Annotated in this window: 11 protein-coding genes and 4 tRNA genes; 5 read left to right on the top strand and 10 right to left on the bottom strand. The window is 62.8% G+C overall.

Going from position 1 to position 13462, the window contains the following annotated elements; all coding sequences use genetic code 11:
• Positions 1-25: 25 nt before the first annotated feature.
• From BXA07_RS17525 to BXA07_RS17490, 8 genes are all read right to left on the bottom strand, one after another.
• On the bottom strand, positions 26-373 hold the full coding sequence (locus BXA07_RS17525; RefSeq protein ID WP_076569364.1) for a CzcE family metal-binding protein: 348 nt from the start codon (positions 371-373) through the stop codon (positions 26-28).
• A gap of 134 nt (positions 374-507) precedes the next feature.
• The gene (locus BXA07_RS17520; protein ID WP_076569362.1) at positions 508-1134 is read right to left on the bottom strand and encodes an ABC transporter ATP-binding protein; all 627 of its coding nucleotides are present in this window, start codon (positions 1132-1134) and stop codon (positions 508-510) included.
• Positions 1125-2222, bottom strand: coding sequence for a hypothetical protein (locus BXA07_RS17515; protein ID WP_244556320.1), 1098 nt, complete (start codon positions 2220-2222; stop codon positions 1125-1127). The genes BXA07_RS17520 and BXA07_RS17515 overlap by 10 nt, the downstream gene beginning before the upstream one ends.
• 108 nt (positions 2223-2330) lie before the next feature.
• A tRNA-Asp gene (locus BXA07_RS17510) sits at positions 2331-2407 on the bottom strand.
• A gap of 53 nt (positions 2408-2460) precedes the next feature.
• Positions 2461-2536, bottom strand: a tRNA-Val gene (locus BXA07_RS17505).
• Positions 2537-2754: 218 nt separating this feature from the next.
• Positions 2755-2831 (bottom strand) — tRNA-Asp (locus BXA07_RS17500).
• A 54-nt stretch (positions 2832-2885) separates the two neighbouring features.
• Positions 2886-2961 (bottom strand) — tRNA-Val (locus BXA07_RS17495).
• 99 nt (positions 2962-3060) lie between these two features.
• On the bottom strand, positions 3061-5226 hold the full coding sequence (locus BXA07_RS17490; RefSeq protein ID WP_076569358.1) for a S9 family peptidase: 2166 nt from the start codon (positions 5224-5226) through the stop codon (positions 3061-3063).
• Between the two features lie 142 nt (positions 5227-5368).
• Here BXA07_RS17490 and dinB point away from each other — a divergent pair, with 142 nt between their 5' ends.
• The 3 genes from dinB to BXA07_RS17475 all read left to right on the top strand — a co-directional run bounded on the left by dinB (position 5369) and on the right by BXA07_RS17475 (position 8661).
• Positions 5369-6544, top strand: coding sequence for a DNA polymerase IV (dinB, locus tag BXA07_RS17485; RefSeq protein WP_280175063.1), 1176 nt, complete (start codon positions 5369-5371; stop codon positions 6542-6544).
• A gap of 116 nt (positions 6545-6660) precedes the next feature.
• Complete coding sequence (locus tag BXA07_RS17480) at positions 6661-7557, top strand: recombination-associated protein RdgC (RefSeq protein ID WP_076569354.1); 897 nt, start codon at positions 6661-6663, stop codon at positions 7555-7557.
• Positions 7558-7692: 135 nt separating this feature from the next.
• Positions 7693-8661 (top strand): IS1595 family transposase, encoded by a 969-nt coding sequence (locus tag BXA07_RS17475; protein ID WP_076569352.1) that lies wholly within the window; start codon positions 7693-7695, stop codon positions 8659-8661.
• Between the two features lie 45 nt (positions 8662-8706).
• Here the strand turns inward: BXA07_RS17475 and BXA07_RS17470 are convergent, their stop codons facing one another.
• Positions 8707-9192 (bottom strand): asparaginase domain-containing protein, encoded by a 486-nt coding sequence (locus tag BXA07_RS17470; protein WP_076569350.1) that lies wholly within the window; start codon positions 9190-9192, stop codon positions 8707-8709.
• Positions 9193-9347: 155 nt separating this feature from the next.
• Between BXA07_RS17470 and BXA07_RS17465 the strand changes: the two genes are divergently transcribed.
• Positions 9348-10121 (top strand): L-asparaginase, encoded by a 774-nt coding sequence (locus BXA07_RS17465; RefSeq protein WP_076569349.1) that lies wholly within the window; start codon positions 9348-9350, stop codon positions 10119-10121.
• Here BXA07_RS17465 and BXA07_RS17460 read toward each other — a convergent pair.
• On the bottom strand, positions 10109-11122 hold the full coding sequence (locus tag BXA07_RS17460) for a D-2-hydroxyacid dehydrogenase family protein (protein WP_076569347.1): 1014 nt from the start codon (positions 11120-11122) through the stop codon (positions 10109-10111). The genes BXA07_RS17465 and BXA07_RS17460 overlap by 13 nt on opposite strands.
• Before the next feature lie 328 nt (positions 11123-11450).
• Between BXA07_RS17460 and BXA07_RS17455 the strand changes: the two genes are divergently transcribed.
• Entirely contained in the window at positions 11451-13322 is a 1872-nt protein-coding gene (locus tag BXA07_RS17455; protein WP_076569345.1) for a phosphoenolpyruvate carboxykinase (GTP), read from the top strand.
• Positions 13323-13462: the final 140 nt, after the last annotated feature.

Genomic DNA, 13462 nt, shown 5'->3' with positions numbered 1-13462 from the left:
CGGTTTTTTTATGCGTAGAGGAAACTTAGCTGCCCGTGTACAGCGGGTTGGCGGCGACATACACCTGCACGCCATCGACGGGCATGTCTTTCGGCGCGATCTCGGCCAGGGCGAATGTCGTTTGATGGTTAAAAGTTTGCACATGCCACGTAAAACGCTGGCCGGCGCGCACGATGGTGACGGTTTCGCCGCGCGTGACGTTGATGTGGCGCGTGTCGGGCTGCAGTTCGATGCTGCGCTGGGCGGCGGCGTGCGGGGCGCTGCTGCCATAGTCGGCGGCCGTGCCCGTGGGGCCGGCCGCGAGGGCCGGGGCGGCAACGGTGGTGAGGGCGGCGCACAGGATGGCCAGGGCGCTGCGGTGGGTGTTCAACATGATTTCTCCAAGAATAAGCCTGGCGCGCCGAATAAGCGCGCCGTGTTGTCGTCGTGGCTGCACCGGGATCGCCGGTTTTTGCAACACGGCATCGTAAGCTGTCCTTGGCCGATCTGCAAAGCTGTATTTTCTGTCTATATTTCCACCGTTGCCGCCAGCGGCACGTCCGGCGCCAGGTGGCTGGTCAGCACGATGCACTGGCGCGCCAGGCGGTCCGGCTCGGCCAGGCGCGCGCGCAGGTGCGCCATGGCGGCCGCGTCGAGGCCGTTGAACGGTTCGTCGATCAGCAGCAGGCGCACGGGCAAGGCCAGGGCCAGCGCCAGTTGCAGTTTTTTATGCTGGCCCAGGGACAGGGCGGTGATGCTTTGCTGCAAGGTCGGCAGCAGGGAAAACGCGCTCAGCTCGTCGTTCAGCAGGGCCTGGTCGCTGCCCGGGTACAGGGCCAGGTGCAGGTCGAGAAACTCGTGCACCTGCAGCCAGGGCAGGGCGGGCGCATCGCCGCCGCAATAGAAGGCGAGCGCGCGGTAGGCCAGCGGCATGAAGCCGCTGTCGATATCGTTCAGGCGGATGGCGCCGCGCGCGGGCAGCAGGGCGCCGCCCGCCAGTTTCAGCAGGGTCGTCTTGCCGGCGCCGTTCGCGCCGCGCAGCCAGGTGACGCCGGGACCGAATTGCTGGTTGAACCGCTGGAAGACGCTGTGCGTGGGGAAGTGAAAATCGAGGTGCTCGACGTGCAGCACGGGAGAGGGCAGCTTCAATTCCATAATTCGCTTCCGATGGCGCTCAAGGCAAGGATGGAGAAAATGACCAGGGCGACCCGCCCCCGCGCCGTGAGGCGGGGCAGGCCGACGATGGCCAGCAGGGCCGCGCCGGCCGTGAGCGCATACACGCTGGTGACGCGCTGCTGCAAGGCGGCGGGGTTGATGTTGTAGAGCAAGAAAGCGCCTGCCAGCAGCACGGCGAAGGCGGGCAGCAGGCTGGCCGCGCAGGCCAGGCGCGTCAGTGTCGTGCTGGCCAGGGGCCAGGCGTTCAGTACGGGGCGCAGCACGGCGATCTGCTCGCGCACGGCCTTGTCGCCCCGGTCCGTCACGATGACGAGGCTGGCGCTAGCCAGCAGACCGAGCAGCGGTGCGGGCACGAGGGGCATGCGCAGCAGCCAGGCCAGCATGCTGGCGCCGGCCGTGGCCAGCAGCACGCTTTGCTGGATGCCGATCACATTCTCGTTGCGCCAGAACGGCAGCCAGAACAGCTGGCGCCACAGGAACAGGGTGGACCAGCGGGGCTGGCGCGGCACATAGGCCGTCATCGTGGGCGGGCGCGCCCTTTGTGCGGGGCGCGGCGCGCGCAGGCGCCGGGCCACGATGAGCGTCGTCAGCAGCCAGGCCAGCAGCCAGGCGGCGACGGTGGCGGCAATGCCGGCCGCGGCAACCGGGCGCAGCCACGGCGGCGACTGCAGCAGCCAGATGGCGGTGGAAACGGCATACGCGAGGCCCAGCGGCAGCATCAGCAGGCCGGCCACGGCGATATCGGCTTGCCAGCGCAGGCGCGGCGGCAAGGGCAGCTGGCGCAGCCAGGCGGCGGTATGCGCCGGCAGCAATCGCTTGCGCAGCAGCCAGGCGGGCAGGCAGGTGAGCAGGGCTTGCGTGCCGACGATGGCCAGGGCGGCGGGCCAGGGCTGGCTCATGGCGAGAAAGCCGGGCAGGGCGATGACGCTGAGCAGGCCGAGCAGCACCGGGCCGGCCAGGAAAAAGAAGATTTCCACGGAACTGGTCACGCTGGCGGCAAATTGCAGCAAAGCATGATGGGCCAGGCGCAGCCGCAGGGCAAGATAGGGATGGGTACTACGGGGCAAGCGCATGCGGGCAGGGGCGGAGTCAGGGTAGCGCTGATTCTAGTGCATTTGCTGCCCGGAAATGGGAAAAGCCCTTCGGTTCCAGGAACCAAAGGGCTTTTCTTTTATTGGCGGAGCGGACGGGACTCGAACCCGCGACCCCCGACGTGACAGGCCGGTATTCTAACCAACTGAACTACCACTCCAAGCTCGTATGATCTGTGTTGCTGATCCATGAAGCACTGGATAATTTTCTGTTTGGTGGGTGCTGAGAGGCTCGAACTCCCGACCTACGCCTTGTAAGGGCGCCGCTCTACCAACTGAGCTAAGCACCCGCATATCCCAGAAAACTATCCCGACGTTTGTCACCACGTCTGGAAGAGGCACTATTATAGGGGGCGCTATCGCGCTTGTGCAACTATTCTTATGGGATAAAAGCAGTTTTTTTGCTGAAAAGCGCAAAAATGCCCAAAGGAGGGGGAATTGGCGTGTTTTTGGCTGCTGAAATGGGAAAAGCCCTTCGGTTCTGGGAACCAAAGGGCTTTTCTTTTATTGGCGGAGCGGACGGGACTCGAACCCGCGACCCCCGACGTGACAGGCCGGTATTCTAACCAACTGAACTACCACTCCAAGCTCGTATGATCTGTATTGCTGATCCATGAAGCACTGGACAGTTTTCTGATTTGGTGGGTGCTGAGAGGCTCGAACTCCCGACCTACGCCTTGTAAGGGCGCCGCTCTACCAACTGAGCTAAGCACCCGTTGCTTGTCTCAGAAAACCATCCCGACGTTTGTCACCACGTCTGGAAGAGGCGCTATTATAGGATGGCTAAAATCCTTCTGCAAGCGCTTTTTTCACATTATTGCGTGATATTCCATTGCGACAGCATCCATGCCATGTTGAACGCATTCTCGGCGATGGCGTTGTAGCGCCCGGAAGCGCCGCCGTGGCCGGCACCCATATTCGTTTTCAGCAGCAAGGGATTGCTGTCCGTCTTGTACGCGCGCAGCTTGGCCACATATTTCGCCGGTTCCCAGTACATGACCTGGCTGTCGTTGAGGCCCGTCGTTACCAGCATGGCCGGGTAATTCTTGCGCGCAATGTTGTCGTAGGGCGAGTAGCTGAGCATGTAGTCGTAGGCCGCCTTCTGGTTCGGGTCGCCCCATTCCAGGTACTCTCCCGTCGTCAGCGGCAGGCTGGCATCCATCATGGTGTTCATCACGTCGACAAACGGCACGGCCGCGTGCACGGCGTGGAACAGTTCGGGGCGCATGTTGACGACGGCGCCCATCAGCAGGCCGCCCGCGCTGCCGCCCTGGATGATGAGGCGGTTCGGGCTGGTCCATTTTTCGCGCACCAGGTAGTCGGCGCTGTCGATGAAGTCATTGAAGGTGTTTTTCTTCTTCATCAGCATGCCGTCTTCATGCCACGCCTCACCCATGTCCGTGCCGCCGCGGATGTGCGCCTGGGCATAGATCACGCCCCGGTCCAGCAGGCTCAGGCGGGCCAGGCCAAAGCTGGCTTCCGTCGAGATGCCGTAGGAGCCATACGAGTACAGCAGCAATGGCGCGGAGCCGTCCAGCTTGACGCCCTTCTTGTAGACGATCCACAGCGGCACTTGCACGCCGTCGCGCGCCTTCACCCACAGGCGCTGCGTCGTGTAGCGGCTGCCATCGTAGCCGCCGACGATTTCCTGCTGTTTCAGCACCGTGCGCTTGCCATCTTGCATGTTGACGTCGATGACGGTGGGCGGCGTGACGGGCGACTGGTAGGACATGCGAAATTGCGTGGCGGAATACTCCGGCGTGCCGGCCGCCGTGGCCAGGTAGACGGCATCGTCGAACTGCACGGTTTTCCAGTTTTTTTGCGCAAAATCAAAGATGCGCGCGCGGTTCAGGGCACGCGCCTTTTCCATCACCACCAGGTAGCCCTGGAAGAGATCGAGGGACTGGATCACGGCATCCTTGTTGTGCGGCACGACGGTTTTCCAGTGCTTCGGCTGGGGCGTGGACAGCGGCGCGCTGACGATGCGGAAATTCTTCGCATCCTTGTTGGTGACGATGTAGAGCAGGCCGTCGCGGTGCTCGACGCTGTAGCGGTGGCCTTTTTCGCGCGGCAGCACGCTGCGGAAACTGCCTTCAGGCGTACTGGTCGGCAACAGCAGCACTTCGCTCGTATCCGTGCTGCCCGAAGTGAGCACGAAGAGGCGCTTGTCCTGCGTGCGGCCCACGTTGATGGCGAACTGCTCTACCGGCTCGTGGTACACCTGCTGCGGCGTGCCGCCCAGGGCCAGGCGGAACAAGCGGTCCGAGCGCTTGGTGGTGGCGTCTTCCTGCGCCAGCACCAGGGTGGCGTTGTCGGCCGCCCAGGCCAGCGACGTCACGCGCGGCATGCTGTCGCCCAGTAACTTGCCCGTCTTCAAATCCTTGACATGCAGTTCGTATTGGCGGAAACCCGTCGTGTCGGTGGTGTAGGCCAGCAATTGTTCATTCGGGCTGACGCTAAAGGCGCGCACGGCAAAGAATTTGTGGCCTTCGGCCAATTGATTCTGGTCAAGCAAAATCTCTTCGGCCGCCTGGGCGTCATACGCGCCCTTCGCGCCCACAGGGCGGCGGCAGTGTATCGGATACTGCTTGCCCGCTTCCGTGCGCGTGTAATAGTAAAAATTGCCCTGGCGCACAGGCACGGACAGGTCCACTTCCTGCATGCGGCCCTTGATTTCCGCATACACCTTGTCGGCCAGCGGCTGGATCGGGGCCGTGACGGCTGCCGTGTAGGCGTTTTCCGCATTCAGGTAATCGATCACGGCAGGATCGGTCTTCTTTTGCAGCCAGCGGTAATCGTCCGTGACGACCGTGCCGTGGCGCGTTTCTTGCCAGGCCGTTTTGGCGGCGACGGGGGCGGTAACAGCGGTGACGGCGGCGTCAGCGGCCAGCGCGGATGGCGCCAGCGTGGACAGCAGCAGGGCCGGCAGGATGGATGACCAGGCGGACCGGCGGCGCGCAGCGTGATGGGGGATGGACAAGGCGACTCCTTTGAATAGTTGTGTCAGGATTGTAATCTTGCCATTGAGAAAAGCAACTGTGCTGCGCGTGCGTTTCAACTTGCATCCAAGGGCATTTCCAGCGATACTGTATATAATTACAGTGTCCTGCCGCGAGGTGTCCTTGACCACATCTGCCCCTACATTGCCTGAACCGCGCCGCTGGATCGCTCACCTGGACATGGATGCCTTCTTTGCCTCGGTGGAACTGTTGAAATATCCGGAATTGCGCGGCGAAGCCGTCGTCATCGGCGGCGGCCGGCTGCAGCAGCCCGTGCTGCAGGAGGATGGCACGCGGCAATTTGCGCGCATGCGCGACTACGTGGGGCGCGGCGTCGTCACCACGTCGACGTATGCGGCGCGCGCGTTCGGCGTGTTTTCCGCCATGGGCATCATGAAGGCGGCGAAACTGGCGCCCGACAGCATCCTGCTGCCGGCCGATTTCGAGGCTTACCGCGAGTATTCGGCCCGCTTCAAGCAAGCCGTGGCCCAGTTGTGCCCCATCATCCAGAACGTGGGCATCGATGAAATCTATATCGACCTGACCGAATACGGCGAGCAGGCGCCGGCCATGGCGGCGCGCCTGAAGGCGGCCGTGTCCGGGGCGACGGGCCTGTCGTGCTCGATCGGCCTGGCGCCGAACAAATTGCTGGCGAAAATCTGTTCCGACCTGGAAAAGCCGGACGGCCTCACCATTTTGTCGCCCGAGGATATCGAGACGCGCGTGTGGCCCTTGCCGGCAAAAAAGATCAATGGCATCGGCCCGAAGGCGACGGCCAAGCTGGAAGCCTTGGGCATTGTCACCATCGGCGAGCTGGCGCGGGCCGATCCTGCCATGCTGCGCACGCAGTTCGGCGACCTGTACACGGGCTGGCTGCGCCAGGCGGCGCTGGGCATCGACGAGCGCCCCGTGCAGACGAGCCGGGAAACCAAGTCCGTCAGCCGCGAAACGACGTTCGAGCGCGACTTGCAAGTGGTGCGCGACCGCGCCACGCTGTCGGAAAAGCTGGAAAGCCTGTGCACGCGCGTGGCGGGCGACCTCGATAAACAGTCGCTGGCGGGGCGCACGGTGGGCATCAAGCTGCGCTTCGAGGATTTCAGCACCGTCACGCGCGACATCACGCTGCCCAGCGCCACGGCGGACGCGGCCGCCATCCTGCGCGCCAGCCGCGACTGCTTGCGGCGCGTGCCATTTGAAAAGAAAATCCGCCTGCTGGGCGTGCGCATCTCGACCTTGTCCGATCCGGCCGTCGCCACGCGGCAGCTACCCGCCCAGGCCGAGCTGTTCCCCGCCCTGTAGTGGAGTTTCCTGCAAGATACATACCGCGCCAGACGGCGCTTTTGACGGCATTTTCACGTCGAAAGTGTAGAATGGCGTTCCCCTGGCACTACTGAAACAAACGGAAGACAAAAACTATGTGGTTCAAGAATCTTCAGATTTACCGCCTGCCCGCACCGTGGGCTTACACGCCAGAACAACTGGAAGAGGCCTTGTCCTCGAACAAATTTACGCCGGCGACCAGCATGGATCTGATGCGCCAGGGCTGGGATACGCCGCGCCCGAACGGCGGCCTGGTTCATGTTGTCAATAAGCAAATGTTGATCTTGCTGGGCACGGAAAAGAAACTGCTGCCGGCCACCGTCATCAACCAGGTGGCCAAGGCCCGCGCCGCCGAGATGGAAGAAGCGCAAGGCTTTGCGCCGGGTAAAAAGGCCATGAAGGAATTGAAGGAACGCGTGGCCGACGAGCTGCTGCCGCGCGCCTTCAGCATCCGCAGCAACGTCTGGACGTGGATCGACCCCGTCAATGGCTGGCTGGTGATCGATGCGGCCAGCCCGGCGAAAGCCGATGAAGTCATCAAGCTGCTGCTCAAAGCCGTGGATAAACTGCCGCTGGAAAGCCTGCGCGTGCAGCGCTCGCCCGTGGCAGTGATGACGGAATGGCTGCAGGCCGACGACGCGCCGGCCGGTTTCACGGTGGACATGGACACGGAATTGCGCGCCACGGGCGAAAGCAAGGCCACCGTGCGCTACGTGCGCCACACGCTGGAAGCGGACGACGTGCGCCGCCACATCGCGGCCGGCAAGCAGTGCACGCGCCTGGCCATGACGTGGAACGACAAGATCTCCTTCGTGCTGACGGAGTCCCTGGCCATCAAGAGCGTCAAGCCGCTGGACGTGATCAAGGAAACGGAATCGAGCACGAAGAACGACGACGAGCGTTTCGACGGCGACCTGATGCTGATGACGGGCGAGCTCTCGAAGCTGATGGCCGACGTGGTGGAAGCGCTGGGCGGCGAGGCAACTGCGTAAAAGTAGTCGTATCGGTACGAAAAAGGAGCTGTGGCTCCTTTTTTTTGGCTCTGTCTCCGTTAAATAGGGGATTTCCAGGAATCTTGCTCTGCCCCGGCTGTCTGACTGTCTATATCAGACAAACAGGAGCCTTCCATGCAGCACGCCAAATGGATCCGTTTTATCGCGCAGTTTGCCCAGCTGAGCCGCCGCCAGCGGCAGGCAGGGATCGCCCGGCTGCGTGGCAACACGCCACACGACGCCACCGTCGCATTGCTTGAAAGCGTGGCGCAGCCGCATTTGGCTTGTCCCGCCTGCCACAGCAGCCATGCTCACCGGCACGGCCATGCGCACGGACTGCAGCGCTACCGCTGCGTGCCGTGCGGGCGCACCTTCAATGCGCTCACCGGCACGCCGCTGGCGCGCCTGCGCCATAAATCGCTGTGGCTAGCCTACGCCGATTGCCTGCTGGTATCGGCTTCCGTGCGCCAGGCAGCGCGACAACTGAACGTGCACCGCAACACCGCCTTTCGCTGGCGCCACCGGTTTTTGACGCTCGCCAGGACGGACCGGCCGCTGCGCCTGCATGGCATCGCCGAAGCGGACGAGCTGTATGTGCTGGAATCGGAAAAGGGATCCAGGCATCTGACGCGTCCGGCACGCCGCCGGGGCGGCCACGCCCGCCAGCGCGGCATTTCCAGTGAACAAGTCTGCATCGTGGTGGCGCGCGACCGCACGGGACAAACCCTCGATTTCGTCACGGGAAAAGGGGCGCTGACCAAGGTGCAACTGCATGCCTGCCTGCCACCCGTGATCGACAAGGACGTCTTGCTGATGACCGACGGCCACGCCGCCTATCGCGCCTTCGCCCGTGAAGCGGGCATCAGCCACCAGGTCGTCAACCTGCGTGCCGGCATCCGCGTGCAGGGCGCCGCCCACGTGCAGAACGTCAACGCGTATCACAGCCGCTTGCGGGAATGGCTGCGCATCTTCCATGGCGTAGCCAGCCGCTATCTGCCGAATTACCTGGGATGGCGCTGGATCCTCGACGCCAGGCGCATCCGCTCGCCTGAAGCGTTATTGAAAGCAACGGTGGGAGCATTCCCACACCTGACGGTGACATAGCCTTTTTTTTTTCGCTTGTGCTGTTAGCCTTGTCCTGCCGTCGGCTTACAAAGGCTGGAACACGCCGGCGGCGCGGTTCTTTTGCACATTGTCCCAGGCGAAGATCTGGCCATTCATGGCCACGTACACGCCGGCCGGCAGGGTTTGCGCCACGCCGCAGGCAAAGCCCAGGTTGAACAGGGCGTCGGAATTGTCGATTTCGTAGGGAATCATGGCGCCCGTCAAAATCACCGTTTGCTGCAGGTTCGCCGCGCCCAGCACTTGCGCCGTTTCGCGCATGGTGTCGGTGCCGTGGATGATGACGATGGCTTTTTCCTGTGCCGCGCGGCACGAGGCGAGCACGCGCTGGCGGTCCCCATCCTGCATGTCGAGCGAGTCGAGCAGGGGCAATTGCTCCAGCGCCACGGGCGCCGTCATGCGCGCGCGGGCTATTGCCGCCGGCAAATGACTGTCGGAAAAGCCCAGGGTGCCGTTCAATTCGTTGTAGTGTTTGTCGAAGGTGCCGCCGGTGGCGAGTATGCGCAAAGTCATGATGTGGTCACGATGTCAGTGGAGAATGACGGGCATGATATCGTGGATTGGCACGATTGCGTGAATGGCGGAGCAGATGCGCGGCGCGTCTGGAAAATTCGGCCATCTGTGAGTACACTTGTTTCTTTGCCCGTCCACTGACCCGACATTCCCGTATGAAAGCGCTCGCTCCCGGCACCGTCATTTTTCACCGCCACCGCGGTTACGGCGTGATCACGTCCGTCAATTTGCTGACGGGCTGGATCGCCGCCCGTTTCGGCAGCGAAGCGCGCACCCTGGACCTGAACCTGTCGACCGACGACGTGCAGTTTGCCGACGGCGAAGCGATCCTGTTTCGCCGCGCGCCGCCCGACCGCATGCCGCACGCGCGCCTGATGGCCATGGTGCGCGAGCTGCACCAGGCCGGCTACCAGAAACTGTATCTGTATGCCTGGCCGAAACCGTCGGGCCTGCACTGGCGCTGGCATTTGTTTACGGGACCGCGCGACTGGATGCAGCGGCCCTGGCGCGAAGGCTGGTATGGCTCGGGCGCCGATTACAACGTCAACCCCGTGATGGGCTGGGGCGATACGCCCGGCGCCTCGACCGCCGAGCTGATCGACGCACTGGCCCGTTTCGACCCGCAGGGCCTGGCGCAGGCGCTGGGACGCGACGACGACCACACCGACTGGTTTGGCCGCGTCTGCGACGCCTTGTTGCCCGATTACATGTACAGCCTGGACATGCCGCGCACCGCCGGCGAACCCTTGCCCGACATGCCGCCCGTGCCGGTGGTGGCCGTGCGCGCCGGCGTGGCGCCGTATGGCGGAGCGGACCTCGCCTGGCCGCCCGGCTGGGCCGGCCTGTGGCGCGGCCGCCACGTGCTGCCCGCGCCCGCCATCCGCATCACGGGCGAGCCCGACCTCATCAAGGGCTTTCAGCGCTCCTGAGGCGCTTGGCGCGCATGCGCCAGTGCTTCCGGATTGAGCAGGCGCGTGCATAGCCCCCGCTCGAAATCGACGATGTTTTGCAGGGCGTAGCGGAAATACAGTTCATAGCTGTCACGCTCGACGTAGCCCAGGTGTGGCGTGGCCAGCACGTTCGGCAGCAGCAGCAATGGCGAGCCGGGCGGCAAGGGCTCGTCCGTAAACACGTCCAGCGCGGCGGCGCCCGGGCGCCCCTGTGGCAGCGCCGCTTCCAGCGCGCCCTCGGCCACCAGTTCGGCGCGGCTGGTGTTGACGAAAAGCGCGTTTGGCTTCATGCGCGCCAGGTCCTCGCTTGTGACCAGTCCGCGTGTCTTGTCGGACAGGCGCAGGTGCAGGCTCAGCACGTCGGCCTGTGCAAAGAAGGCCTCGCGCGATGGCGCCGCCGTGTCGCCGGCCGCCACGGCCGCCGCGCGGCTCGCTTCGCTGCCCCACACGAGGATGCTCATGCCGAAGGCGCGGCCATAGCCGGCGATCAATTGCCCGATCTTGCCGTAGCCCCAGATCGCCAGGGTGCGCCCTTTCAATACCGTCCCGAGCGTGTTGCGCGCCGGCTCGATCGACGACGTCTGCCACAGCCCTTCCTGTAAATGTTGCGCGTAAGGCACGATCTTGCGCTGCGCCGCCATGATCAGCGCCCACGTCAGTTCGGCCGGCGCCGTGGGCGAGCCGATGCCTTCCGCGATGGCGATGCCCAGTTCCGTGGCGGCCGCCACGTCGATGTGTCCGCTGACCTTGCCCGTTTGCGAAATCAGTTTCAGGTTCGGCAGTTTCGACAGCAAGGCCCGGTTGAAACTGCTGCGTTCGCGGATCAGCACCAGCGCATCGAACGGCGCCAGGCGGATGGCCAGCTGGCCCAGGCCCCGCGCCGTGTTGCTGAACACTTTGACCTCGTGGCCATCGAGCAATTTGAAACAATCGAGGCCGCGCACGGCATCCTGATAATCATCGAGTATGGCAATTTTCATGGTGAATGGCCGATTTGAGTGAAGATTTGGTAGGGAAATAACAGGATACGGGAAATGCTGAATAGCCTACTACATTAGTCAAGCTATTTTCCTACATTTTTGCGAAAATAGCCGTTAGGCGGGTGTACAATCGCCGGCACTTTTAAAGCTTCCTGATTATAGTTATAGCGCAAACTGTTCCTGCAGCCTGGGTGCATGATCCAGGTAAATGACCCCAGAGCCCTGCCAGCGTGAGCACGCCGCCCGCAGTGAGCCGCAGCCACCTCTCAACGATGCTGCCTGTCTTGCCGGAATGACCAGAATTTCTTTTATTGGTATTGGAGGTAATATGAATCAGCCCGTCATGGGTGGCGTCGCCGCACTCAACGTCCCAGCTTATATTAAACAACAGAAACTGATCAACTGGGTGGCCGACATTGCCGCGCTGACCAAGCCGGACCGCATCTACTGGTGCGATGGCTCGCAGGAAGAGTACGAGCGCCTGTGTTCCGAGATGGTTGCCAGTGGCACCATGAAAAAACTCAACGCCGAAAAGCGCCCGAATTCCTACCTGGCCTGCTCCGACCCGAGCGACGTGGCCCGCGTCGAAGACCGCACGTATATCTGCTCGGCAACGAAAGAAGCGGCCGGCCCGACGAATAACTGGACCGATCCGGGCGAGATGCGCCATACCCTGAACGGCCTGTTCGACGGCTGCATGCGCGGCCGCACCATGTATGTCGTGCCATTCTCGATGGGCCCGCTGGGTTCGCCGATCGCCCATATCGGCGTGGAACTGTCCGATTCGCCGTATGTCGCCGTCAACATGAAGATCATGACCCGCATGGGCCGTGCCGTGTACGACGTGCTGGGCGCCGATGGCGAATTCGTGCCGTGCGTGCACAGCGTGGGCGCGCCGCTGGCCGCCGGCCAGGCCGACGTGAAATGGCCTTGCAACAGCACCAAGTACATCGTGCATTTCCCGGAAACGCGCGAAATCTGGTCCTTCGGTTCCGGCTACGGCGGCAACGCCCTGCTGGGCAAGAAATGTTTCGCCCTGCGCATCGCCTCGAACATGGGTTACCAGGAAGCGCAAGCGGCGGACAACAATCCGGGCTGGCTGGCCGAACACATGCTGATCCTCGGCGTGGAATCGCCGGAAGGCAAGAAGCACTATGTGGCGGCAGCGTTCCCGTCCGCTTGCGGCAAGACCAACTTCGCCATGCTGATCCCGCCGGCAAGTTTTAACGGCTGGAAAGTGACCACCATCGGCGACGATATCGCCTGGATCAAGCCCGGTGCCGATGGCCGCCTGTACGCCATCAACCCGGAAGCCGGTTATTTCGGCGTGGCGCCGGGCACCAACGAAAAAACCAATTACAACTGCATGGCCTCCATGCGCGACAACACGATTTTCACCAACGTGGCCCTGACGGACGATGGCGACGTGTGGTGGGAAGGCTTGACCAAGGAAGCGCCAAGCCACCTGATCGACTGGCAGGGCAAGGACTGGACGCCGGCGTCCGGCACCAAGGCGGCGCATCCGAATGCGCGCTTCACTGTGGCTGCTACACAAAACCCCGTCATCGACGCGGCCTGGGACGATCCGGCTGGCGTGCCGATCTCGGCCTTCATCTTCGGCGGCCGCCGCTCGACCACCGTACCGCTCGTCACCGAAGCGCGCAACTGGGTCGAAGGCGTGTACATGGCCGCCACCATGGGTTCCGAAACGACGGCTGCCGCCGTGGGCCAGATGGGCGTCGTGCGCCGCGATCCATTTGCCATGTTGCCGTTTATCGGCTATAACATGAGCGATTACTTCCAGCACTGGCTGGACATGGGCGTCAAGGTGGGTAAAGTGAACGCGGCGGCCCTGCCGAAGATCTATTGCGTCAACTGGTTCCGCACGGACGAGGCAGGCAAATTCGTCTGGCCTGGCTTCGGCGACAACATGCGCGTGCTGAAATGGATGCTGGAGCGCATCGAAGGCAAGGCGGGCGGCGTGGAAAACCTGTTCGGCACGACGCCGCAGTATGGCGACCTGAACTGGGATGGCTTGCCATTCACGCAAGAACAGTTCGACACCATCACCTCGATCGACAAGGCCGCGTGGGTGGAAGAATTGAAATTGCATACGGAATTGTTTGAAAAACTCGCGTATCATCTGCCGCAGGAATTGGCAGATCACAAGGCTGCGCTGGAAAAGCGTTTGGCTGAGTAAGCGTTTAGTAGTGGGGGAGAAACACGCCGGCAAAGACTGGCGTGCTAGAAATGACACGCCGGCAATGACTGGGGTGCTATCAAAAAGAGGAACGGCGCGGATTGCATGAGCAATCCGCGCCGTTTTTTATTGCGCTGCTG

Origin of the sequence: Janthinobacterium sp. TND4EL3 (genome assembly GCF_900156175.1) — a bacterium.
Classification (GTDB): domain Bacteria; phylum Pseudomonadota; class Gammaproteobacteria; order Burkholderiales; family Burkholderiaceae_D; genus Janthinobacterium.
The sequence above is the reverse complement of the archived record's forward strand: the minus strand, read 5'-3'. Positions and strand labels throughout refer to the sequence as shown.